The 22,899-nt window shown below is 44.1% G+C and carries 17 protein-coding genes and 1 pseudogene; 6 read left to right on the top strand and 12 right to left on the bottom strand.

The features are described from left to right. Positions 1 to 4: 4 nt before the first annotated feature. Both K6V30_RS25075 and lysS read right to left on the bottom strand, forming a co-directional pair. Positions 5 to 1,000, bottom strand: a complete 996-nt coding sequence (locus tag K6V30_RS25075) for an NAD(P)H-dependent glycerol-3-phosphate dehydrogenase (RefSeq protein ID WP_055271513.1) — start codon at positions 998 to 1,000, stop codon at positions 5 to 7. Positions 1,001 to 1,088: 88 nt separating this feature from the next. Beyond that, entirely contained in the window at positions 1,089 to 2,819 is a 1,731-nt protein-coding gene (gene lysS / locus K6V30_RS25070; RefSeq protein ID WP_055271510.1) for a lysine--tRNA ligase, read from the bottom strand. 105 nt (positions 2,820 to 2,924) lie between these two features. Here lysS and K6V30_RS25065 point away from each other — a divergent pair, with 105 nt between their 5' ends. Further along, positions 2,925 to 4,277 (top strand): MATE family efflux transporter, encoded by a 1,353-nt coding sequence (locus tag K6V30_RS25065; RefSeq protein ID WP_070101346.1) that lies wholly within the window; start codon positions 2,925 to 2,927, stop codon positions 4,275 to 4,277. Here the strand turns inward: K6V30_RS25065 and K6V30_RS25060 are convergent. Next, a complete protein-coding gene (locus tag K6V30_RS25060; protein WP_022302017.1) occupies positions 4,258 to 5,124 on the bottom strand; it encodes a helix-turn-helix domain-containing protein in 867 nt (288 codons plus the stop codon). The two genes, K6V30_RS25065 and K6V30_RS25060, sit on opposite strands and share 20 nt — an antisense overlap. Positions 5,125 to 5,304: 180 nt before the next feature. On the opposite strand from K6V30_RS25060, the gene K6V30_RS25055 reads away from it, so the two are divergent. From K6V30_RS25055 to K6V30_RS25045, 3 genes are read left to right on the top strand one after another with little or no spacing between them, the layout of a single operon-like run. After that, positions 5,305 to 6,375: an efflux RND transporter periplasmic adaptor subunit gene (locus K6V30_RS25055; RefSeq protein WP_022302016.1), complete on the top strand. Its 1,071-nt coding sequence runs from the start codon at positions 5,305 to 5,307 to the stop codon at positions 6,373 to 6,375. Next, on the top strand, positions 6,372 to 9,512 hold the full coding sequence (locus K6V30_RS25050; protein ID WP_010539354.1) for an efflux RND transporter permease subunit: 3,141 nt from the start codon (positions 6,372 to 6,374) through the stop codon (positions 9,510 to 9,512). Before K6V30_RS25055 ends, K6V30_RS25050 begins: the two co-directional genes overlap by 4 nt. Continuing rightward, positions 9,509 to 10,876, top strand: a complete 1,368-nt coding sequence (locus K6V30_RS25045; RefSeq protein ID WP_022302015.1) for a TolC family protein — start codon at positions 9,509 to 9,511, stop codon at positions 10,874 to 10,876. The genes K6V30_RS25050 and K6V30_RS25045 overlap by 4 nt, the downstream gene beginning before the upstream one ends. A 108-nt stretch (positions 10,877 to 10,984) precedes the next feature. On the opposite strand, the gene K6V30_RS25040 is transcribed toward K6V30_RS25045, so the two are convergent. From K6V30_RS25040 to K6V30_RS25025, 4 genes are all read right to left on the bottom strand, one after another. Beyond that, entirely contained in the window at positions 10,985 to 11,419 is a 435-nt protein-coding gene (locus tag K6V30_RS25040) for a DUF6078 family protein (protein WP_010539352.1), read from the bottom strand. 34 nt (positions 11,420 to 11,453) lie between these two features. Further along, positions 11,454 to 11,591 (bottom strand): ribonuclease HepT family protein, encoded by a 138-nt coding sequence (locus K6V30_RS25035; RefSeq protein ID WP_305728310.1) that lies wholly within the window; start codon positions 11,589 to 11,591, stop codon positions 11,454 to 11,456. Positions 11,592 to 11,847: 256 nt separating this feature from the next. Further along, a complete protein-coding gene (locus tag K6V30_RS25030; protein WP_224207236.1) occupies positions 11,848 to 13,509 on the bottom strand; it encodes an IS1182-like element ISBthe2 family transposase in 1,662 nt (553 codons plus the stop codon). A gap of 157 nt (positions 13,510 to 13,666) precedes the next feature. Continuing rightward, positions 13,667 to 13,960, bottom strand: a complete 294-nt coding sequence (locus K6V30_RS25025) for a nucleotidyltransferase family protein (protein ID WP_055271853.1) — start codon at positions 13,958 to 13,960, stop codon at positions 13,667 to 13,669. A gap of 483 nt (positions 13,961 to 14,443) precedes the next feature. Between K6V30_RS25025 and K6V30_RS25020 the strand changes: the two genes are divergently transcribed. After that, complete coding sequence (locus K6V30_RS25020; RefSeq protein WP_055271855.1) at positions 14,444 to 15,220, top strand: hypothetical protein; 777 nt, start codon at positions 14,444 to 14,446, stop codon at positions 15,218 to 15,220. Positions 15,221 to 15,341: 121 nt separating this feature from the next. Here K6V30_RS25020 and K6V30_RS25015 read toward each other — a convergent pair whose 3' ends face one another. Beyond that, positions 15,342 to 16,451, bottom strand: coding sequence for a glycoside hydrolase family 38 C-terminal domain-containing protein (locus K6V30_RS25015; protein ID WP_224207235.1), 1,110 nt, complete (start codon positions 16,449 to 16,451; stop codon positions 15,342 to 15,344). A 125-nt stretch (positions 16,452 to 16,576) separates the two neighbouring features. On the opposite strand from K6V30_RS25015, the pseudogene K6V30_RS25010 reads away from it, so the two are divergent. Further along, positions 16,577 to 16,897 (top strand): annotated as a pseudogene (locus tag K6V30_RS25010) (GntR family transcriptional regulator); the annotation flags it as partial. Here K6V30_RS25010 and K6V30_RS25005 read toward each other — a convergent pair. The 4 genes from K6V30_RS25005 to K6V30_RS24990 all read right to left on the bottom strand — a co-directional run bounded on the left by K6V30_RS25005 (position 16,894) and on the right by K6V30_RS24990 (position 22,758). Then, the gene (locus tag K6V30_RS25005) at positions 16,894 to 17,484 is read right to left on the bottom strand and encodes a Crp/Fnr family transcriptional regulator (RefSeq protein ID WP_055271856.1); all 591 of its coding nucleotides are present in this window, start codon (positions 17,482 to 17,484) and stop codon (positions 16,894 to 16,896) included. The pseudogene K6V30_RS25010 and the gene K6V30_RS25005 sit on opposite strands and share 4 nt — an antisense overlap. Positions 17,485 to 17,497: 13 nt before the next feature. Next, a complete protein-coding gene (locus K6V30_RS25000; RefSeq protein ID WP_055271858.1) occupies positions 17,498 to 18,853 on the bottom strand; it encodes an MATE family efflux transporter in 1,356 nt (451 codons plus the stop codon). A gap of 121 nt (positions 18,854 to 18,974) precedes the next feature. Beyond that, the gene (locus K6V30_RS24995) at positions 18,975 to 20,636 is read right to left on the bottom strand and encodes an IS1182-like element ISBthe2 family transposase (protein ID WP_224207234.1); all 1,662 of its coding nucleotides are present in this window, start codon (positions 20,634 to 20,636) and stop codon (positions 18,975 to 18,977) included. Positions 20,637 to 20,763: 127 nt separating this feature from the next. Continuing rightward, on the bottom strand, positions 20,764 to 22,758 hold the full coding sequence (locus tag K6V30_RS24990) for a DUF5074 domain-containing protein (protein WP_081030963.1): 1,995 nt from the start codon (positions 22,756 to 22,758) through the stop codon (positions 20,764 to 20,766). Positions 22,759 to 22,899 lie beyond the last annotated feature (141 nt).

The raw sequence follows: 22,899 nt of genomic DNA, 5'->3' as shown, positions 1-22,899 counted from the left end.
ATTCTTATCTAAAAGAATCAGTTAGCAATTTAATCTCAATCATTGGTGAGATGCGTTCGTACAAGATGTTGTACACGGCATCCAGTATCGGCATGTTGACATGGTGATGCTTGTTGATTTCTTTGATACACTTCGTACCGTAGTAACCTTCCGCGATCATTTCCATTTCAATCTGCGCACTTTTTACAGAATACCCTTTGCCTATCATCGAACCGAAGGTGCGGTTGCGGCTGAAGTTGGAGTATCCCGTCACTAATAAATCTCCTAAATAAACAGAATCATCCACATTTCTGTTCAGCGGGTGTACCGTATTCAGGAAACGGTTCATTTCCTGGATTGCATTTGAAATCAGTACAGCCTGGAAGTTGTCACCGTATTTCAGTCCGCTGCAGATACCGGCAGCGATGGCATATACGTTTTTGAGTACCGAACTGTATTCGATACCGGCTACATCGTCACTGACAGAGGTCTTGATGAAGCTGCTTCCCAGTCGGCGGGCGAAGATGCGCGCTTTGTCTTTGTCCGGGCAGGCGATGGTTAGATAAGAGAGGCGTTCCAGAGCTACTTCTTCTGCGTGGCAGGGACCTGCCAGTACAGCGATATTTTCGGGTGGTACACTATATTCTTTCGTGAAATATTCCGATACGATTACGTTGTCATCGGGTACGATTCCTTTGATAGCTGTGATAATGAACTTGTCCTTGATCTTCGTTTTCAGTTTCTTCAGATGAGCTTTCAGATAAGGAGAGGGGGTGACGAAAATCAGCGTATCCGATTCCTTCACAACATCATTGATGTTAGAACTGAAAGTGATACGCTTCGTGTCGAACTTCACCCCTGTCAGATAGGCGGGATTATGTCCAAGCCTCTTGAAATCAGCAATACGGTCATCTCGTCGCATATACCAATTGATAGAGTCTTCCTGAGCCAGACACATCTTTGCGATTGCTGTAGCCCAACTTCCTCCGCCCATTATCGCTATCTTACCGGGTAGTTTCATTTCTTTAATTAAAAATTAAGAATGAAGAATGAAGAATTATGAATGAAAAGCCGAAACGATTCTCCATTCTTAATTCTTCATTCTTAATTTATTTAAGTTTATTTATCCACTCGGTCACGTCGTTCACGCTTGGATTGTTCAGTTCTAATTTGTATTTTTTATTGATGCCGCAAATGTCCTGGTGTAGCTTTTGCGGATTGACATCTTTCATTTCTTCCACCGTATTGTATCCGGCTTTCTGGATTACCGGAACCCAGTCTTCTGCAATTCCCAGTTCCATGTATTTAGAAGCCGCGTCTTTTTTCACTACTTTTTCCGGACGCATTTGCGGGAAGAACAATACTTCCTGAATAGTGGTCTGTCCGGTCATCAGCATTACCAGACGGTCGATTCCGATACCGATACCTGATGTAGGAGGCATACCGTATTGCAGAGCACGCAGGAAGTCCTGATCGATAATCATTGCTTCATCATCTCCCTTGTCAGCCAGACGCATCTGTTCTTTGAAACGTTCTTCCTGATCGAGCGGATCATTCAATTCCGAGTAAGCGTTGGCTAGTTCTTTACCGTTTACCATCAATTCGAAACGTTCGGTCAGTCCCGGTTTAGAGCGGTGCATCTTCGTCAGCGGAGACATTTCAACCGGATAGTCAGTGATGAAAGTCGGTTGTATATAAGTGCCTTCGCAGAATTCGCCGAAGATTTCGTCGATCAGTTTGCCTTTGCCCATCGTGTCGTCGATTTCTTCCATCTTCAGCTCTTTGCAGACCTGACGGATTTCTTCTTCGCTCTTGCCGTTGAGGTCGTATCCTGTCTTTTCTTTGATAGCGTCCAGGATAGGCAGACGGCGGTAAGGAGCTTTAAAGCTGATTGTCTTTCCGTCTACAACGGTTTCGGTGCTTCCGTTCACGGCGATACAGATGCGTTCCAGCAACTTTTCAGTGAAGCTCATCATCCAGTTGTAGTCCTTGTACTGTACGTAAAGTTCCATACAAGTGAATTCGGGGTTGTGGGTTCTGTCCATTCCCTCGTTACGGAAGTTCTTTCCTATTTCGTATACACCTTCAAATCCTCCCACGATCAGTCGTTTCAGATAAAGTTCCGTTGCGATGCGCAGGTAGAGGTCTATATCCAGTGAGTTATGGTGAGTGATGAACGGACGTGCGCTTGCTCCGCCGGCGATGGATTGCAGGATCGGAGTTTCTACTTCCGTATATCCGGCTTCGTCGAGGGCGTTGCGCAGTGTTCTCACTACGGTGGCACGCTTTTCGAATGTCTCTTTGATGCCTTCGTTTACTACCAGGTCCACATAACGTTGGCGATAACGGAGTTCGGGATCTTCAAAAGAGTCGTAAGCTACGCCGTCTTTATATTTTACGATAGGCAGCGGTTTGATAGACTTGGCAAGTACGGTCAGTTTCTTGGCATGGATACTGATTTCGCCCATTTGTGTACGGAACACGAAACCTTCGATACCTACGAAGTCACCTAAGTCGAGCAGGCGTTTGAATACAGAGTTATATAATTCCTTGTCTTCTCCCGGACAGATGTCGTCACGTGTAATGTATACCTGTATACGACCTTTAGAGTCCTGCAGTTCGATGAACGAAGCCTTGCCCATCACGCGGCGGCTCATAATACGGCCCGCTACAGAAACCTGACGCGGTTCGTCTTCATCTTTGAATTCTGCTTTTATATCAGTAGAGAAAGCATTGGTTACATACTCTGCAGCGGGGTACGGATCGATACCCATTGCACGAAGCTCATTCAGACTATTGCGCCGAATAATTTCCTGTTCACTTAGTTCTAATATATTCATTTCGTTATGTATTAACTCAATTTTGGAGGCAAAAATACGAAACTTTTCTCATATATCCTGTAATCCGTCTCTTTTTTGTATCTTTGCGCCCTCAAAACAATAGGTATGACAGGACAAAAGACACCCACTGCGCTGGGTACGGAAAAGATCGGGAAGCTTTTAATGCAGTATGCCATTCCGGCAATTATCGCCATGACGGCGTCTTCTCTTTATAATATGGTAGATAGTATTTTCATCGGCCACGGGGTGGGGGCAATGGCTATTTCGGGGCTGGCACTTACGTTTCCGCTGATGAACCTTGCGGCGGCTTTCGGTTCGCTGGTAGGTGTGGGAGCGGCTACACTGGTATCGGTGAAGCTGGGACAGAAAGATTATGATACGGCACAACGGGTGCTTGGCAATGTGCTGGTATTAAATATTATCATCGGACTGGCTTTTACGGTTCTTACCCTGATGTTCCTCGATCCGATTCTTTACTTCTTCGGGGGAAGTGAGGCGACTGTCGGCTATGCCCGCGACTATATGGTGGTTATCCTCTGGGGAAATGTCATCACTCATCTATACCTGGGCTTGAATGCGGTACTTCGTTCCGCAGGGCATCCGCAGAAGGCGATGTATGCCACGATTGCTACCGTGGTCATTAATACGATACTCGACCCTATTTTTATTTACGGCTTCGGCTGGGGGATACAAGGCGCGGCTATCGCTACGATTACCGCACAGGTCATCGCACTTCTCTGGCAATTCAAATTGTTCAGTAATAAAGACGAACTCCTGCATTTTCATAAAGGCATTTTCCGTCTGAAGAAGAAGATTGTTTTTGATTCTCTGGCCATCGGTATGGCTCCCTTCCTGATGAATCTTGCCGCCTGCTTTATCGTCATCCTTATTAATAAGGGGCTGAAACAGCACGGAGGGGATCTGGCTATCGGAGCTTTCGGCATTGTCAACCGCCTGGTATTCCTTTTCGTTATGATTGTGATGGGTTTGAATCAGGGAATGCAGCCCATTGCCGGCTATAACTTCGGCGCCAAACAGTATCCGCGCGTGACGCAAGTGCTGAAAATAACGATTTATGCCGCGACCATTGTTACAACCATCGGTTTTCTGATGGGAATGTTTATTCCGCAACTGGCTGTTTCCATCTTTACGACGCACGAAGAATTGGTGAATATCTCGGCAAAGGGCTTACGGATTGTTGTGATGTTTTTCCCGATTGTCGGTTTTCAGATGGTGACTTCCAACTTTTTCCAGAGTATCGGCATGGCGAGCAAGGCTATCTTTCTCTCTATTTCCCGTCAGGTGCTTGTACTGATTCCTTGCCTGTTGATTCTTCCCCGGTTTTACGGGCAGCTCGGCGTGTGGATCAGTATGCCTATCTCTGATTTGATAGCCAGTCTGATTGCAGGAGGGATGCTTTGGTGGCAGTTCCGCCAGTTCAGGAAGGCAACTGCCTGATCTGTTTATTCCGATACTCTTTCGGAGAGACACCTACGTATTGCTTGAAATACTTACCGAAGAAAGATTGAGTCGGGAAATTCAGTTTTGTTGCAATTTCCTTGATGGTGAGATCGGAATTTTCGAGCAGTTGTTTGGCTTCGGTAATTACCATTTGTACAATCCATTGCAGGGCGGTACTACCGGATTTCTCTTTAATGACGGCAGAAAAGTACCGGGAAGAAAGGTATTGTTTGCCGGCATAGAAGGTAACGTCCCGTTCCTTCTGATAATAGCGGAAGAGGGTGATGACGAAGTTCTGAAAGATTTTATCCTTTTTATCTTGCGATAAAGGTTTGAGAGGCTGGTTGGTAAAATAAACGTTCAGCAACTCATAGCATAAGGTTTGCCCCCATGATTTGATGAGCTCGGATATCAGATGCTGTCTTTGCAGCGGGATGTCATGTGCTTTTATATCCATTCGCTGTTGCAGGGCTTTGATTAGTTGTTCCAGATAGCTGTATTGATATTCTGTAATTGAGAAACAGGGATTTTCCCGTAGATAGAGCAGGTTTTCCGAATTGACTATCTTATTAACGATCGGAATAATATAATTCAAATCCACCTCCAGCATAATCCCTTTTATATCCTTGCTGATACGCTGGATGCGCAAGAGACTGCCTGTCATATAAATGCAGACGCTTCCTTTACTTATTAAATACGACTTGTCACTCAGGGCAACTTCCACTTCTCCTTTCTGGCAAAAAAAGAAACCACACTTGTCTATGGTAGATATCATACAGCCTTCTTTTTCCGTAACATTCTCCGGAGATATTATAACATAACTAAAAGGTATCCGTTGTTCCATTTCCTCTTTGCTTTTGGGTGGTTTCTGTTGCAAAGAAACGAATAAATAAATACAAATAGCAAAGTATTTGAGGATTTTAAGTCGAAAAACCTGCAAATCGGACAATTTATAGCTTAAATCAACCTTTTTACTTTTATCTGCTTGGGATACTTTTGCATGAACTAAATAACAAATGAAAATATGAAACGATTCAACTTTTTATTAACAGGAATTTTAGTCGTTTTGTTGGCGTCTTGCAGCCAACGTACACAGATTACAGATAGCAAACCTACAGTGAAGATTGATACTGTATTTTCTGCCGACGGACAGACGGCTTTGCAATTTCCCGGACGGGTGAAGGCGGCGCAGGATATAAGTTTGTCATTCCGTGTAAGCGGAACTATATTGCGTATGCACGTCAACGACGGAACGTATGTGCGCAAAGGACAGCTGCTTGCCGAACTGGACCCTGCTGATTATCAGATTCAGCTGGATGCTGCGGAAGCGGAGTATCAAAGTGTGAAGGCGGAGGCGGAGCGTGTGATGGCACTTTATAAGGAGAATGTAACGACTCCCGACGCCAATGATAAAGCGATGTACGGGTTGAAACAGATAACCGCCAAGTACAATCATGCGAAAGATCAGCTGGAATATACCCGTCTGTATGCTCCTTTCAGCGGATATGTACAGAAACGTCTTTTCGATTCCCATGAGACTATTGCGGCCGGTATGCCCGTTGTCTCCATTATCAGCGAGGGGACACCGGAGGTGGAAATTAATCTTCCGGCAGTAGAATATATCCGTCGCCGGCAGTTCACCGGCTACACTTGTACGTTCGACATTTATCCCGGTCAGGAGTATGCGCTCGATCTGATAAATGTCACCCCTAAAGCGAATGCCAATCAACTGTATACGATGCGTTTGCAGTTGAAGAAAGGTGAAGCGCAGGCGCTTCCTTCCCCCGGAATGAATACAATGGTCACTATAGAATGTACCGAAGGGGAAGTGCGTCATCTGTCCGTTCCTACGGGTGCGGTTCTTCGTGACAAGGGGACGGCGAGTGTTTTCCTTTATGATGCTTCCAGCCGGACCATCCGTCGTTGTGATGTGACAGTCACCCGTTTGCTGGGCAGCGGCAGGTGCCTGGTGACTGCGGAGGGCTTGAAGCCCGGTGACTTGATTGTTGCTTCGGGAGTGCACCATGTGAAAGACGGAGAGCAGGTAGAACCCCTTTTGCCTGCTTCTAAAACCAATGTGGGAGGATTGCTATGATCGATATAAGTAAATGGGCATTTGAAAATAAGAAGTTAATTTACTTCTTGATTGCGGTGCTGATAGTCGGAGGAGCTTATTCCAGCTATGAAATGAGTAAGCTGGAAGACCCGGAAGTAACGGTGAAAGTCGCCATGGTAGTGACTACCTATCCCGGAGCTTCCGCACATCAGGTGGAACTGGAAGTGACGGATGTACTTGAAAAGAATATCCGTACAATGGGGAATATAGATAATGTAGAAAGTTATTCTTACAACGATCTCTCCCTGATTCAGGTGGAATTGAAAACGACCGTCAAGGAGGCAGATGTGGAACAATGCTGGGATTTGTTGCGGCGTAAGGTAGCGAATGCACAGGCTGAACTTCCCGAAGGTGCTGCTACTCCCCTTGTGAAAGATGATTTCGGAAATGTGTACGGTATGTTTTATGCGCTGACAGGAGACGGATTGCAGGACAGGGAACTGTCTGATTATGCCGAACTGATAAAGCGGGAAGTCAGCGAACTGGACGGAGTGGAACGGGTTGACTTGTATGGAAAGCGTGAGGAATGCATCAACATCTCTTTACTGCAGGACCGGATGGCGAATCTGGGCGTGAAACCTGCCGAAGTTCTCGCTACTTTGAACGGACAGAATAAAACCACTTATACCGGATACTACGATAATGGCGATAACCGCATTCGGGTGACGGTGAGTGACAAGTTCAAGACGGTGGAAGACATCGGACGTATGCTGATTCAGGGGCACGATGATGACCAGTTACGTTTGAGTGACATCGCCCGAATTGAGAAAGATTATGAGAATCCTACCCGCAATGAACTCTTTTATGACCGGCAGCGTGCCATGGGAATACTGATTGCGGCTTCTTCCGGCTCGGATATCATCAAGATTGGCAAACGGGTAGAACAGAAACTGGACGAATTGAAAGCAGAGCGGCTTCCGACAGGAGTGGAGTGTCATAAAGTATTCTACCAGCCGGAACGTGTATCCGGTTCGTTGGGAACATTCATTCTTAATCTGATTGAATCGGTCATTATCGTAGTTGTCATTCTGATGATAACGATGGGATTCAAGAGTGGAGTTATTATCGGAATCAGTTTGGTGGTAACGGTGTTCGGCTCCTTTCTGTTCCTGTATTTTGTGGACGGCACGATGCAACGGGTTTCGCTGGCGTCATTTGTGCTTGCTATGGGGATGCTGGTTGATAATGCGATTGTTATTATTGACGGTATACTGGTCGATCTGAAAGCAGGCAAGAGCCGTATGGAGGCAATGACCGCTATCGGGCGGCAGACTGCGATGCCTTTGCTCGGAGCCACTTTGATTGCTATCATTGCTTTCCTGCCTATCTTCATGTCTCCCGATACCGCAGGGGTATATACGCGCGACTTATTTATCGTGCTGGCGGTTTCGTTACTGCTTAGCTGGGTATTGGCTCTGGTGCACGTACCGTTGATGGCCAACCGAATTTTGCATCCCGAAGTTTCGAAAGAAGCGTCAACTACCGGAAAACGAGTGTATGAAGGAAAGATTTATGCCGTCCTGCGCTCCTTGCTGCGGTTTAGTCTGGCTCATCGCTGGAGTTTTGTCTTTGCGATGGTAGCGTTGGTTGTTCTTTCAGCTTTCAGCTATCGGTTCATGAAACAAGGTTTCTTTCCGGATATGGTGTACGATCAGCTTTATATGGAATATAAACTGCCGGAAGGAACAAATTATACCCGTGTCACACGTGACTTGGAAGAGATTGAAGCCTATTTGAAAACTCGTCCGGAAGTGACCCATGTCACAGCTTCCGTCGGTGGTACACCCGGTCGTTATAATTTGGTGCGTAACATAGCCAATCCTTCTTTGGCATACGGTGAATTGATTATAGACTTTACTTCTCCCGATGCATTGGTGGATAATATGCCCGAGATTCAGCAATATCTTTCGTCTCGTTACCCCGATGCCTACGTGAAACTGAACCGTTATAACCTGATGTTCAAGAAATATCCGATCGAGGCACAGTTTACGGGGCCGGACCCGGTTGTTTTGCATCAATTGGCAGACAGTGCCCGCAGCATTATGGAAAGCTGTCCGGATGTATATCTGATAACTACGGACTGGGAGCCGCAGATTCCCGTGCTGACCATTGAATATGACCAGCCGACTGCCCGCGCTATCGGACTAAGCCGTAATGATGTAAGCCTCTCGTTGCTTTCGGCCACCAGTGGCATTCCCATCGGTTCTTTCCACGAAGGAATCCATCGGGACAATATTTATCTGCGCTGCCTTGACGAACAGGGAAGACCGATTGAGGATTTGGATAACACGCAAATATTTTCTTCTCTTCCTTCTTTGAATGGCTTGTTGACGCAGGAGATGATGATGAAACTGAAAACGGGAACGCTTTCAAAAGACGAATTGGTAGAAACCTTGATGGGAACTACTCCGTTGAAACAGATCAGCAAGCGGATCGATGTACAATGGGAAGATCCCGTAGTCCCTCGCTATAACGGGCAACGTAGCCAGCGTGTGCAGTGTTCGCCTGTTCCGGGAATAGAAACAGAGAAGGCACGCCAGTCCATTGCCGCGCAGATAGAGCAGATCCCATTGCCCGACGGTTATAAACTGCAATGGCAGGGTGAAAGGAATGCTAGTACGAAATCCATGCAGTATTTGTTCAAGAACTTCCCGTTTGCCATTATTCTGATGATCTCGATACTGATTATGCTGTTTAAAGACTATCGTAAGCCGATTATCATTTTCTGCTGCATACCGTTGGTTTTTGTCGGTGTAGTCGCCGTGATGTTGTTGACAGGGAAGACATTCAATTTTGTGGCGATTGTCGGCACATTGGGATTGATCGGTATGATTATAAAGAACGGGATTGTGCTGATGGATGAAATTACGTTGCAGATCAGTCAGGGAGTAGAACCGGTCACTGCGTTGATCGATAGCGCCCAGAGCCGTCTCCGTCCGGTGATGATGGCTTCGCTGACCACTATTCTGGGAATGATTCCGCTGTTGCCCGATGCCATGTTCGGCTCGTTGGCAGCTTCTATCATGGGGGGATTGTTGTTTGGCACGCTCATCACGTTGCTCTTTATCCCGATTCTGTATGCATTATTCTTTCATATCAAAAAGACAGACAAATGAAAAAAGAATTTCTTGTAGCTGTTAGTGTTTTGTTTGGAATGGCGGCTTCTCTTTCTGTTTCGGCACAAGAGAAGCTCAGCCTGAAACAATGCCGTGAAATGGCTCTAAAATATAACAAGGAAATGGCTGCTGCCGATAAACAGACAGAGGCCGCCCGGCTGATGTCTCTCAGCTATAAAGCTAACTTCTTCCCCAATTTTACAGCAAGCGGAACCGGACTGTATAGTACGGCAGACGGCAGCTTGGGCATTCAGGGTGGAAATCTGCCGGTATTCCTGCCCGATCCCGCTACTGGAGAGTTGGTAACAAGCGGTTATGCTTATTTCCCCGGATTGAATCTGGACTATAAAGTCGGGACCGTCTATACAGGCGGAGTACAAGTGGAACAACCGCTTTATATGGGCGGAAAGATTCGCGCCGCCTATAAAATGTCATTGCTCGGCAAGGAAATGGCACATCTGAATGAGGAACTGACTGCATCCGAAGTGATTCTGAATACAGACAAGGCTTATGTGCAACTGGTGAAAGCCAAAGAAATGAAGAAAGTGGCGGAGAAATATCATGTGTTGCTCAATGAGCTGTTTCGGAATGTGAAGAGTGCCCATCAGCATGGCATGAAACCTCAGAATGATGTGTTGAAGGTACAAGTGAAACTTAACGAGAGTGAGCTGGCATTGCGCAAGGCGGATAATGCGCTCCGTCTTGCCGGCATGAATCTTTGCCATTATATCGGTCGGCCTCTGACAGCGGGGATTGATATCTCGGATGAATTTCCGGAAGTGGAGCAAGAGTGGAAGACACAGGTTGCCGATATCAGTGCCCGTCCCGAATATGGTATTCTGAATAAACAGATCGCCATGGCCGAGCAGCAGGTAAAGCTGAATCGGAGCGAACTGCTGCCACGTGTGGGAGTGAAGGGAAGTTATGACTATCTCCATGGATTGGAAATCAATGACGAAACTTTGATGAAAAAAGGATCATTCTCCGTCTTTCTGAATGTTTCAGTACCTCTGTTTCATTTTGGTGAACGTATGAATAAGGTGCGCTCTGCCAAGGTAAAATTGGAACAGACTCGTCTTGAACAGGAAAATGCCAATGAAAAGATGTTGCTTGAATTGACGCAGGCCACTAATAATCTGGATGAGGCCCGACTGGAATGCGAGCTTTCAGAACGTTCGTTGGAACAGGCGGAAGAGAATATGAAAGTCAGCGGCAAACAGTATGAGGTGGGATTGGAAACCCTTTCGGATTATCTGGAAGCGCAAGTTATGTGGCAACAGGCGTATCAGACGAAAGTGGATGCCCATTTTCAGTTGTATGTAAACTATGTGGCTTACTTGAAAGCGGCGGGGCAACTGCAATAAAGTTCTCAAACTATTCTCATCGCCTTGAGAAAAAATACTCATTGCGATGAGAAAAAATACTCATGCCTATGAGAATACTTTCTCAAAGGGGTAAGAATAATTCTGCTTCTACCAATCGTATTTCTCGATGTATATATCGAAGGTCGGTTCATATTTTATTCCGTGTTTTATGAAGATAGCGGCAATCTGTTTTTGTTCCTCGGGATGTAACAGGCGCTCTTTGTTACGGATACGATAATACATACTGCGCCCCATCAGAGAGTATATCTCTTTGCGTATGATGACTGCTGTGGCATGCGGGATGTTGTCGAGCAAATGATCCATTCCCGAGGCAAAGAGTGACGTGCGGAATGGTTTGAAAAAAGTACAGTTATTTTCGTTGCCTGTAATGTGAGATGGATTGACTACCGAATAATAAGGGAGGGTTTGGGGCATACATAATGTAGCCTGATAGCGGAGGCATTTGTTGTGGCGTGGGCATTTGTTGTGGGTACAGTATAAATAATTCTTAGGGATGTCATTAAAGTCTATCTGTGTGTTCATGATTCTTGAATGCTTTTATAGTTTGTTGTTGCTTTTAAAAAAGAAAGTCGTATTTACCGTTTTCTATGTCTATGACTATATTATTCAGAGTAGTGAGCAGAGGTGGTATACCTATTTTAATAGTATTGAAAATAGCTTCCGGATCAATAGCAGCATATTCATGTGAGAGAATATTGCGTAGACCTATTATTCGTTTCCAAGGAATTTTATTATTAGTTCACTATAAATTTTTCTTCTGTTAAATTATCGATTTGCCTAACCGTTTCTCCTATTGTCTGAAGGCACATACAGGTCGAATTAAATAAAACCATGCCAGAGTCGGAAGTTAAGAAGTCATGATGTGAATTTAGATGTTTCGTGGGGCTGTGTCAAAACTAAGGCACATCCCCTTCTTTTTTTAATATAAAATAGTCGTTCCTCTTTTTTGTCTATGCGACTATTTTTTCAGTAATTAGGTAATAAGGCTTAATATTCGTCGTATTTTGAGTCACACGTGGTCTGATAAAGATAAATATAGTGTGTGCACTCCTTCTCTTTCCTGCTTTTAGTAGTTTTGTACACATCTTTTTGATATTAAAAGCTATAGCAAAGAAGGCAAAGTCCATTGTAACCTTGTCTTCTCCCACATGCCGGAACCTTTTGTATGCCATGTTGTGTTTCATTTGTCCAAAAACTGCTTCCGGTTCTATACATCGCCTTCCCCTATGCCTGATGCCTTCTTCCGAGAGTAACCTTTCCCGTGCCTGCCGTTTGTATTGGTTTAACCGGTGGTTGACTTCTATCATACGGTTCCCCCGAGCTTTAAAGCAACTGCCACACAAAGGACACCCTTCACATCTTTGTGCTTTATATCGGGCACTTTCGGTGATGTATCCGCTTGCTGTTTTGTCATGTCTAGTTCCTATACGGTTCATGTGCTGCCCCATAGGACAAACGTAATAATCCTCCCCCGCATTGTAATGGAGACTCTCCGCATGGAATGGATTGGGGGTATAACGGGGACGCTGTTCTTTATGGAAGTAGTTGTACTTGACAAAGGCTTCTATCCCATTATCTTGCATGAACCGATAATTTTCTTCCGAGCCGTAACCGGAGTCTGCCACACCGACAGTTGGTAAGCGGTTATAGCGTTGCTCAAAGGAGTGGAAGAAAGGTATGAGGGTCAGTGTGTCGGTTGGGTTGGGAAACAGTCGGAAGTCTATGAGGAATTGGTTCTCGGTACCTATTTGCAGATTATATCCGGGTTTGGTCTGTCCGTTTCTCATGGCGTCTTCTTTCATGCGCATGAAGGTGGCATCAGGATCGGTCTTGGAGTAGGAGTTGCGTTCTCCAAGAGTATCAAGATGGTTGTCGTATTCTATCAACTTGTCACGGTACTCCTCAAGTTCCCGGACCTGTTTCTTCTTTTCCCGGATGACCTTCTTTTGTTCCTTGTCCTTTGTTACAGGCTGGTGTTCCAGCACCTCTTTAAGTTCATTCACTATATCTGAGAGCATGGCGGGAGTGAACTCTACGGGTGTATCTTTCATGGAGTTCTCTTGGGCTATGACTTCATCCACCTGCTCCAGGAGAATGCGGATCTTATCCATCAGCTTTGTACGGTTCTTTTCGACTGTCTTGCGCCAGACAAAAGTATATTTGTTGGCTTTGGACTCAATCTTGGTACCGTCGATATACTCTACGTCAAGGCTGATGAAACCTTTGTCGGCAAGGACAAGAACCAACTGCGTGAATACGGTATTTATTTCCTCTTTTACACGGTTTCGAAAACGGTTGATGGTAATAAAATCCGGATGTTCATTACCGGAAAGCCAGATATAATGAATATCACGTAGGAGAAGCTTCTCTATTTTGCGGCACGAATAGATATTGTTCATGTAGGCGTAGATAATCACCTTAAGCATCATTTTAGGATGATAAGGACAACGACCGGTTGCTTTATAAAGCTTCTTGAAATTGTCAAGATTGAGATTATCAACAACAGTATTAACTATGCGAACCGGATCGTTCGCTGCTATGTTTTCATCAATTCTTCCGGGAAAAAGAACTGTTTGGTTGGGAAGGTAAGGACGAAAATGTAACTTTGCCATAACGAAAAACTTTATGCCTAAAGATACAAAAACTTTGGGTAATAACAAAGCCCGGGCTTGTGAAAGTCTGGGCTTTGTGCATAAAAAAAGGTTGTGCCAGCGTTTTGACACAACCTCTTGTTCTTCCACGAATCGTAACATTCCTACTATTTTTTCTTTAGATATAGATCGCATCTTGCTCTAAGCTTTTTCGGAAGAAATTACGCATGATAGCACCTGATGAAATAACATCCACTTTGGTGCTGAGTATCTTTTCTAAATCTTCTTTTATGTCCAATATTATGAAATAATTAGGTTCTTGTAACTTTATACAAATATCAATGTCGCTATTTTCGTCGTGCTCACCTCTGGCAGCGGAACCAAACAACCCTAAAGTGATGATTCCGTATTTCTCTGCATAGTGTGCCTTGAAATCGCGTAATATATCAAGTATTTCAGCAGTTGTTTTCATCTTTTATTCATGTTCTGATTACTGGAACAAAGATAGCAATAATTTTGATATAAAGAAGAAATGAGGAGCGATAACCTGCTTTGATTTCTTATCTGTTAAATAAGCAGATGAAACCGTACAGAATCTATTTTGGTCTCTGATTTCCCCAAACATTTATTAGCCTCTTTTGTTATTTTCCGAAAACTATTTGTAACTTTGTCATCGGAACGTAGCATGCCGTTTAAAGGTGTGCGATTGCGCGTTTCCTCGGCTAATAGGAAATTGTAACGGATTTTTTTGATGTATGCCGGGAAGACGCCTGTACTTCTATGACTTCTCATAGGGTACGGGCTGTCTGCCCGTATACATCAGGTAGCCGTTACTACCTCCTATTAGCGGGATGTGACAGCTCCGTACTCTTTTATAATATAAAAGGTACGGAACTAGGTAAGAGTATTAACTTAGTTCCGTTTTTTTATGTCCTATTGGCTCACAACAAAACAAATGTCTGAAAGACATGGCGTTCAGGAAGCAACTCTGCGAAACTGGGCGAATCTCGGTTACATCACCAGTTCACGAATCAACAACCAGTTGTTTCTGGACGATGAAAGTCTGACTGCTTATCTCGAAGCTCACAAAAGGCTTGGATTGCAAGCAGATTATCTGGCAAAGATTGTGGAAGAGAAAAAGCTGGAACGCGACTTTATTATTTCCAGATATGATGATCTACTATATGTATTGCGAACACAGAAAACGTGTAAACCTCTATATGAAATCATTATTCGTGAACTTTCCCAATTGATTGTTCATCCCGGAGCCCGTGATATTTTCTACTCCATCTCTATGGGGGAATCAATAGAGAAAGTTGCCGGTCGGCATCGAATTACTTATGGCAGGGCGTTACAGATTTATAATTCTCATCTCAGAGGGTTGAAAGTAAGAAAGAACGTGCTGGCTACTTATCGGAAACATATTATAGATGTCCGTTTTCAGTCTTTGGCGGATAAAAGCAAGAATATAAATTTGAATCAGGAAGAAAGAATTCTCCAATTGTCTGTCGGCAAGGTGGCCGATACGAGGCTGACTAATGTCTTGTATAAAGAAGAAATCCGGACGGTAGGGCAACTGCTGGAATTAGTATCGGGAAAGGGATGGAGATGGCTGCTGAAAATGGAAGGCGTAGGGAGGGTTTCTTATGACCGCTTGCTGTCCAATCTTCAGTTGGCGGGAGTGGTCGATGAAACTTTGGAGCAGATACTTTCCGGTCGCTCTGACAGATGATGAGGGGGGCAAAAGTCAATAGTATTAGGAGAGTTGCTACTGACTTTTGACATTTCCTCATCTCTTTGTGGTGATGATTCTTCCGTTTTTTTAGGGTAGACTACGCATTTGATTCTTTTGATTAAAAACGTTTTATCTTTATAAATTTATTCTGGTACCCCTCAAATATATGCTCTGACGTTTCATTTTCCAATTTCTCTTCAATAGCATTTACTATTGTGAAGAGGACGGTTTGCCCGTCTTCATTTAAAATCCTGAGGTTGGTTCTCTTTCCATCTATCTCTCTAATGTTCAGTAGTATGTAACCTTCTTCTTTAGAGGGGGTACATGAAGTCATCAGGAAATTGTCTTTCTCAAAATGGAAGGCTGAGTACTCTGTGGGTTTATGATTCTCTGTTCCTGTCGGCATTACCCGGGCATATAGAGGAATACGTGAGCTCCAGCCAAACTTGGTAGCAAGGTTGTTAGATGGGGCAACGGAAGAGGTCAGATGGTAACTCCAACGGAACTCTCCTTCTTGGGAAGCTTTGAAGTTGGTATTCCAGTAATTATTCATCACCCACGAGTAGACATGAGGCCTTTCGTACTGTTTCTGATATTGAAATTTTCCGAGGTTTATGTCTCCTAGTTGATAGAGGGGGATGAGGCTGCTTCCTATAATAATTTGCGCCCGATTATTTTGTACCGATACAAAGTTTTGAACAGTATTCCAGTCTGTAGATGTCCCTTCCAGTTGATTCTTGCCAGATATAACTGTTCCGCCCTGAACGTCGAATGCCAGTTTCCCTTCGGGCAGTTGGAAGGGAAATGCAACGTATATCCCTGAGGGCTCCGTCTCCGGCAGACGCTTGATTGCGTACTCCAGTTCTATTCGTTTGGTATCATGATATAATTTAATCTCCAGATTGACCCCAAATGCTTCGTCTGTTCCTGGAGATTTTCCCTGCAACAGGATACGTTGATAAATAGGTCCATTCGAACTGTCAATGATCCGGCACTCGCTCAATCCTGTTCTGTTGTAATTATAGATAAAAGCACCCAGTTCCCATGGAGACGAACTATCGACCAGTTCACAATTCAATTCTTTATCATACAAACTTTGGATCGTTCCTTTGTCCGGGTTGAGTTGTAGTTTGTAGAAATGATTTTCGATACTGGCATTGTTTATTGTAACAGTTCCTGTATCAGTAAACGGTTGTTTGAAGACAATCTCAAACGTCTTGTATCCCATAGGTGGAATATCCTCTGCGAAAATTGCATAGTAGCACCCTTCTCTGCGATAACGGATTGGTTGGACTTTCAACGAATGTCCTTGAAAGTTTGTTATTTCGAAGAATTGGTTTTGGGGGATTACTTCAAAATCAATATCCTTTCGTGTATTTTATATCTTACTTTAATCCTAAGATTGGTTTGACAGGAAGTGAGGACTTTTCTCGTCCCCTTTATGAAATATTAGAAAGAGATTATCATGCGATAGCAAAAGTTTCTAAGGAAGATATAAGTGCTAGATTAGCCGATAAATATATTGCTAATAAACTTGAGATAAAGGTGGGAGATCCAATTCTTGTACGCAAAAGATTTGTTTATGATCCGGATGGATGCCCACTAGAATGGAATATAGGTTATTATCGTGCTGATAGTTTTACATATTCACTTGAGTTTGAAAGAAATATTTAATCTGTCATTACGACGTTGTTAGCTACTATCTCCGCCCGAATCCTGCTGAGCGACTGCGGTGTGATCCACAGATAAGATGCTATATGTTTTAGAGGTACATATTGCAATAATTCCGGTGTCTCTTTGATGAGATTCAGGTAGCGTTCCTTGGCCCGTGGACTTCCGGGGTTTATGAGCCAGTTCTCTTGTTGTAGGAATTGATGATCCATGAGTCGGAGTCCCAGGTTGGCAAGCCCGATAGATGAGGAAAACAACTGATTCAGGGCAGCGCGGGAGATACAGTAAGCCACGCTGTCACACATTGCCTGAATATTTACCAGCGAATAGGCGTTGTCTACATATCCCCAGACGGAGAAGGCAGCCTCTCCGTCCGAAGCGAACCAGATGGTTGTTTCTTCTCCGTCTTTGTGGTAATATGCCCGCCAGATTCCATTCCGTATAAAGTAAAGGTTACTATTCTTTGTCCCTTCTCGTACAATCAGTTCTCTTTTTTTGAAGTGTACTTCTTCCATGCAATCCAGTAAGGACTGCACATCGGCTTCCGATACTTTGTATCTGCTGCAAAGCTTTTTGATGAATGTTTCCATAGTGCAAAGATACTTATCGTCGGCGGACAATGAAGCGATCTTTGAAATAAATTCCGATAATATAGAGTGTCGTCAATAACTCTGCCGACGGAACAGCCAGCCAGATGCCCGGCACACCGAGAATGGGCGGAAGAACAAAGAAACCGATCAGCATAAATACGACACCTCGAAGAAGGGTAATGATAGTAGCTCTCTGTCCCCGTTCAATACTTTGGTAATAGCCGATTCCTATCATATTAATAGCAAAGAAGATGAAGCCGATGCCAAAATAGGGAATGCCGTTTACTGCAATGTCAAAGGCGGAATAGCTGCGGTCTATAAACAGTGCGACTATGTTCCGGCAACATAGCGTTGTGAGTATGAAAAAGCAGATTCCGCAAATCAAAGCTGTACGCAGCGAAAGACGCAGTGCCTTCCGTACACGTTCCGGCTGTCCGGCTCCGAAGTTATAGCTGATAATCGGCTGGGCAGATTGTGCAATCGCATTATATACCATAAATATGATGGGGAAAAAGTAACAGACAATACTGAAGGCAGCTACCCCGTCTTCTCCCAGATTCCGGATAAAGACATAGTTGCCGAGGAACATCATACAGGCAATGGACGCTTCGCTGACAAAGGCCGAATTTCCTAATTTTACCATATATCCTATGTTACGGAAAGTCATTCGCAGACTTTTTCTGCTTAGTTTGATTCGGTATAAGCGAAGGTCATGAGAGTAGTGCATGAGATAGACGAGTGTCATCAATCCTCCTACTACGGTGCCCAGGCTGGTGGCGAAGGCAGCGCCCATCATTCCCCAGCCAAATTCGAAGATGAAGATATAATCTAACAGGATGTTGAGAATAGCTGCTGTGGCATTGCACATCATGACATAGTTGGGCGAACCGTCCAAGCGGATATAGAACATGCCTATATTTAAAATTTCATAGAATACGAGGAAGGGTACATACCACGATATGTATTCTATTACATACGGCAACAATTTATCCGAACTGCCCAAGAAGCGTCCCAATGGCTCTACGAAATAGAAACACAAAGCAGACATGATGAGTATAAGAATCGCAGAAAAGACAAGTGCCTGAGTGATATTGATATTGGCTGCCTTACGTTTACCCTGCGATAGGTGAATGGAGGCGACAACCGATCCTCCGACTCCGAACATCAGTCCGATTCCGGCGGCAATCATAAAAAGAGGGGCTGTGATATTGACGGCGGCCAGTGCGTCGCTACCGATTCCTTTTCCTACGAATATTCCATCCGTAATAACGAATATCGCAGAGAAAACCATCCCGAGTACCGTCGGTACCAATAACTTACGGAATAGCGTGGATATGTCCATGCTGCCAAAATCAATGCTGTCTTTCATGACTTTCTACCTTTTATAATTAAAACGGGTGCAAAGGTAGAGGTATGAAAAGGGGGCTGTGTCAAAACTAAGGCACATCCCCTTCTTTTTTTAATATAAAATAGTCGTTCCTCTTTTTTGTCTATGCGACTATTTTTTCAGTAATTAGGTAATAAGGCTTAATATTCGTCGTATTTTGAGTCACACGTGGTCTGATAAAGATAAATATAGTGTGTGCACTCCTTCTCTTTCCTGCTTTTAGTAGTTTTGTACACATCTTTTTGATATTAAAAGCTATAGCAAAGAAGGCAAAGTCCATTGTAACCTTGTCTTCTCCCACATGCCGGAACCTTTTGTATGCCATGTTGTGTTTCATTTGTCCCAAAACTGCTTCCGGTTCTATACATCGCCTTCCCCTATGCCTGATGCCTTCTTCCGAGAGTAACCTTTCCCGTGCCTGCCGTTTGTATTGGTTTAACCGGTGGTTGACTTCTATCATACGGTTCCCCCGAGCTTTAAAGCAACTGCCACACAAAGGACACCCTTCACATCTTTGTGCTTTATATCGGGCACTTTCGGTGATGTATCCGCTTGCTGTTTTGTCATGTCTAGTTCCTATACGGTTCATGTGCTGCCCCATAGGACAAACGTAATAATCCTCCCCCGCATTGTAATGGAGACTCTCCGCATGGAATGGATTGGGGGTATAACGGGGACGCTGTTCTTTATGGAAGTAGTTGTACTTGACAAAGGCTTCTATCCCATTATCTTGCATGAACCGATAATTTTCTTCCGAGCCGTAACCGGAGTCTGCCACACCGACAGTTGGTAAGCGGTTATAGCGTTGCTCAAAGGAGTGGAAGAAAGGTATGAGGGTCAGTGTGTCGGTTGGGTTGGGAAACAGTCGGAAGTCTATGAGGAATTGGTTCTCGGTACCTATTTGCAGATTATATCCGGGTTTGGTCTGTCCGTTTCTCATGGCGTCTTCTTTCATGCGCATGAAGGTGGCATCAGGATCGGTCTTGGAGTAGGAGTTGCGTTCTCCAAGAGTATCAAGATGGTTGTCGTATTCTATCAACTTGTCACGGTACTCCTCAAGTTCCCGGACCTGTTTCTTCTTTTCCCGGATGACCTTCTTTTGTTCCTTGTCCTTTGTTACAGGCTGGTGTTCCAGCACCTCTTTAAGTTCATTCACTATATCTGAGAGCATGGCGGGAGTGAACTCTACGGGTGTATCTTTCATGGAGTTCTCTTGGGCTATGACTTCATCCACCTGCTCCAGGAGAATGCGGATCTTATCCATCAGCTTTGTACGGTTCTTTTCGACTGTCTTGCGCCAGACAAAAGTATATTTGTTGGCTTTGGACTCAATCTTGGTACCGTCGATATACTCTACGTCAAGGCTGATGAAACCTTTGTCGGCAAGGACAAGAACCAACTGTGTGAATACGGTATTTATTTCCTCTTTTACACGGTTTCGAAAACGGTTGATGGTAATAAAATCCGGATGTTCATTACCGGAAAGCCAGATATAATGAATATCACGTAGGAGAAGCTTCTCTATTTTGCGGCACGAATAGATATTGTTCATGTAGGCGTAGATAATCACCTTAAGCATCATTTTAGGATGATAAGGACAACGACCGGTTGCTTTATAAAGCTTCTTGAAATTGTCAAGATTGAGATTATCAACAACAGTATTAACTATGCGAACCGGATCGTTCGCTGCTATGTTTTCATCAATTCTTCCGGGAAAAAGAACTGTTTGGTTGGGAATGTAAGGACGAAAATGTAACTTTGCCATAACGAAAAACTTTATGCCTAAAGATATAAAAACTTTGGGTAATAACAAAGCCCGGGCTTGTGAAAGTCTGGGCTTTGTGCATAAAAAAAGGTTGTGCCAGCGTTTTGACACAACCTCCTTCTTTCTGCTATTTATTGATCCATTCGTCAGAGAACCGGTATACAAAATCGATTCCTGCCGGGCTGGCTCCGCGTTGGCTGTTATATTTGAAGTGAGACTTCTCCGTTGGAGTGCCACTTGAAATATCATATACATATATATCACTATTTACATAGGTGGACTGTCCTACCCAATATTCTTCCGTAGTAGGGTGAATACCCATAATACCATAAATCGTTATGCTGGATTTCAGGAAGTTTACGTCGAAGCTCTGTGTAGTATAGTTGTAGCGAGTGGCACTGGTTGCGTTGAATGCGTCTGTATCCACAAAGTATAAGTTGGGCTGGGTGAAACTTGCACAGAAGCCGACAGAAGGTGACCAACTTGCGATTGGAAGTTCGATCTCATCCGGCATATCCGTTTCGGAGAGTACATTGCCATCATGGTCAAGCGCTACCATTTTAGGAGAAGAGGTGAATGTCGGGCTGTAAAGGCTTCCTGTGTAAGTTGCGGCGAGCGGGCAATAGATATTTCCGTCTGCGCCTTTGGCGATACCCTTAATCTGATGTCCTTCGAATGGGATTGATTTGATAATCTGATCAGTGGCAGGATCGATGATAATTACTTTCTGTCCGCATCCCGCATACACCTTGCCGCGAGAATAAACCATGCGGCCTTTAGTAGCACCTGCTACAGTAAATGCACCGAAGCTTCCGTCGACTGTTGGTTCTACTTTTACAGCTCCATCGCTCAAAGTCAGTGCGGCGATACCTGAAGTGGCTTCCATACCCGATTCTGAATATTGAACGTATGCACGTGTCGGGCTGACTACTACTAAGTGTTGAGGCCACGTAGATTTACCTTCCGGAGTCATGATTACCAAAGGATCAGCGTATTCCATTTTAAACGTATGGGCATCACATACCACGAAACGTCCGGCTCCTCCCTGACCGCTGCCATTTTGAGTAATTATATAAATCTTATCGTTTGCCATATACATGTCCTGAACTACATTTCCTATTTCCATACCATTATTGGCATTTTCGAAAACGTTGCTGTATTCAACTCCGTTTTTATCATAAAAATAGATCGTTCCATTGGCACTACTCATATTGCCTTCACAGACTACGAAAGTACCTTTTGTATCAGTAAAGTCAATAGAAGCACATACTTCGATGGAAGCAAACATCGTATTCCCATTCTCGTGGATACCTACCAGAGTTACAATACCTCCATTGTAGGATTGGTCGGTATAAGCAGGAGCTTTTACTGTTAGTGTTTTTGCATTTTTGTTGAGAGTGAATGTCCACCCTTCTGGTTTCTTCAAGAAATCTACGCTGATTATTTTGTCCATATTCAGTGAAAGAGTTTTCTTTTCGTTGAAGTTGAAAACGTAGTAAGGACGTCCGTCGGTCGGTTTCACGAAAGAGAAACTGTTTACTCCTTTGGTGGTAGGTATGCTGAAACTGGTTCCATTTGTCAGAGTAAAGACAACTTCCATTTCTGAAGGGATCACTGACTGAAAGAAGGACTCGTTGGCCTTTACGTCTTTTCCAGTCGTATCTTTGAGCCGTTCTCCATCTACTGTCCAGTATCCGTCAGTATCAACACTTAGTTGTGGTGCTGCTCCGGTTACGCGGAGTTTTTGTCCGTCTACAAGCAGAAATTGGGTTTCTCCGTTTGCGGTGATTGTCCAGTAATAGATTCCATCTTCTGCCTTCACTCCGATTACAGGGGCATCTGCTCCCTTTTCTCCGTGTTTGACGATAATCGTTTTATTGTCGCTGAAAGTAATCTTTATACCTTCGTCCGTTTCTTCATAGTTGGTGATAAACTTGGCATTCTCGTAAGCCGAAACGATTGTCTGAAGATTGCTGAGGTTTTCTTTTAACTGAGAGAGTTCGGTTTTTATCCCCTTCACTTCATCCCATAACTCATCGTCGTTGTAACATCCTGCAATTAGAATACTAAAAAGGGCGAAGGTCATCAGTCTGACTGCCCAGAAACGCATTTGCTTTCTCATAAATGTAAATTATTTGATATTAAACAAAAAATCCCCGTTTGTTTAGATAGCTATAATCTACACAAACGGGGACACTAATATCTATATCAAATAAAATATAAATGCTTATTTTCTATTTGACCGTAACCCGAAATCCCGCAG

Source organism: Bacteroides faecis, assembly GCF_020091505.1.
Taxonomy (GTDB): Bacteria; Bacteroidota; Bacteroidia; order Bacteroidales; family Bacteroidaceae; genus Bacteroides; species Bacteroides faecis.
The sequence above is the reverse complement of the archived record's forward strand: the minus strand, read 5'-3'. Positions and strand labels throughout refer to the sequence as shown.

What these genes read in the sequence shown, in the direction of transcription:
- K6V30_RS24995 (WP_224207234.1), bottom strand. Translation starts at nt 20,636, where the DNA reads ATGGCAAAGTTACATTTTCGTCCTTACATTCCCAACCAAACAGTTCTT.
- K6V30_RS25005 (WP_055271856.1), bottom strand. Translation starts at nt 17,484, where the DNA reads ATGGAAACATTCATCAAAAAGCTTTGCAGCAGATACAAAGTATCGGAA.
- K6V30_RS25025 (WP_055271853.1), bottom strand. Translation starts at nt 13,960, where the DNA reads ATGAAAACAACTGCTGAAATACTTGATATATTACGCGATTTCAAGGCA.
- K6V30_RS25015 (WP_224207235.1), bottom strand. Translation starts at nt 16,451, where the DNA reads ATGGGATACAAGACGTTTGAGATTGTCTTCAAACAACCGTTTACTGAT.
- K6V30_RS25030 (WP_224207236.1), bottom strand. Translation starts at nt 13,509, where the DNA reads ATGGCAAAGTTACATTTTCGTCCTTACCTTCCCAACCAAACAGTTCTT.
- K6V30_RS25040 (WP_010539352.1), bottom strand. Translation starts at nt 11,419, where the DNA reads ATGAACACACAGATAGACTTTAATGACATCCCTAAGAATTATTTATAC.
- K6V30_RS25060 (WP_022302017.1), bottom strand. Translation starts at nt 5,124, where the DNA reads ATGGAACAACGGATACCTTTTAGTTATGTTATAATATCTCCGGAGAAT.
- K6V30_RS25075 (WP_055271513.1), bottom strand. Translation starts at nt 1,000, where the DNA reads ATGAAACTACCCGGTAAGATAGCGATAATGGGCGGAGGAAGTTGGGCT.
- K6V30_RS25065 (WP_070101346.1), top strand. Translation starts at nt 2,925, where the DNA reads ATGACAGGACAAAAGACACCCACTGCGCTGGGTACGGAAAAGATCGGG.
- K6V30_RS25045 (WP_022302015.1), top strand. Translation starts at nt 9,509, where the DNA reads ATGAAAAAAGAATTTCTTGTAGCTGTTAGTGTTTTGTTTGGAATGGCG.
- K6V30_RS25050 (WP_010539354.1), top strand. Translation starts at nt 6,372, where the DNA reads ATGATCGATATAAGTAAATGGGCATTTGAAAATAAGAAGTTAATTTAC.
- K6V30_RS24990 (WP_081030963.1), bottom strand. Translation starts at nt 22,758, where the DNA reads ATGAGAAAGCAAATGCGTTTCTGGGCAGTCAGACTGATGACCTTCGCC.
- K6V30_RS25000 (WP_055271858.1), bottom strand. Translation starts at nt 18,853, where the DNA reads ATGAAAGACAGCATTGATTTTGGCAGCATGGACATATCCACGCTATTC.
- K6V30_RS25020 (WP_055271855.1), top strand. Translation starts at nt 14,444, where the DNA reads ATGTCTGAAAGACATGGCGTTCAGGAAGCAACTCTGCGAAACTGGGCG.
- K6V30_RS25055 (WP_022302016.1), top strand. Translation starts at nt 5,305, where the DNA reads ATGAAACGATTCAACTTTTTATTAACAGGAATTTTAGTCGTTTTGTTG.
- lysS (WP_055271510.1), bottom strand. Translation starts at nt 2,819, where the DNA reads ATGAATATATTAGAACTAAGTGAACAGGAAATTATTCGGCGCAATAGT.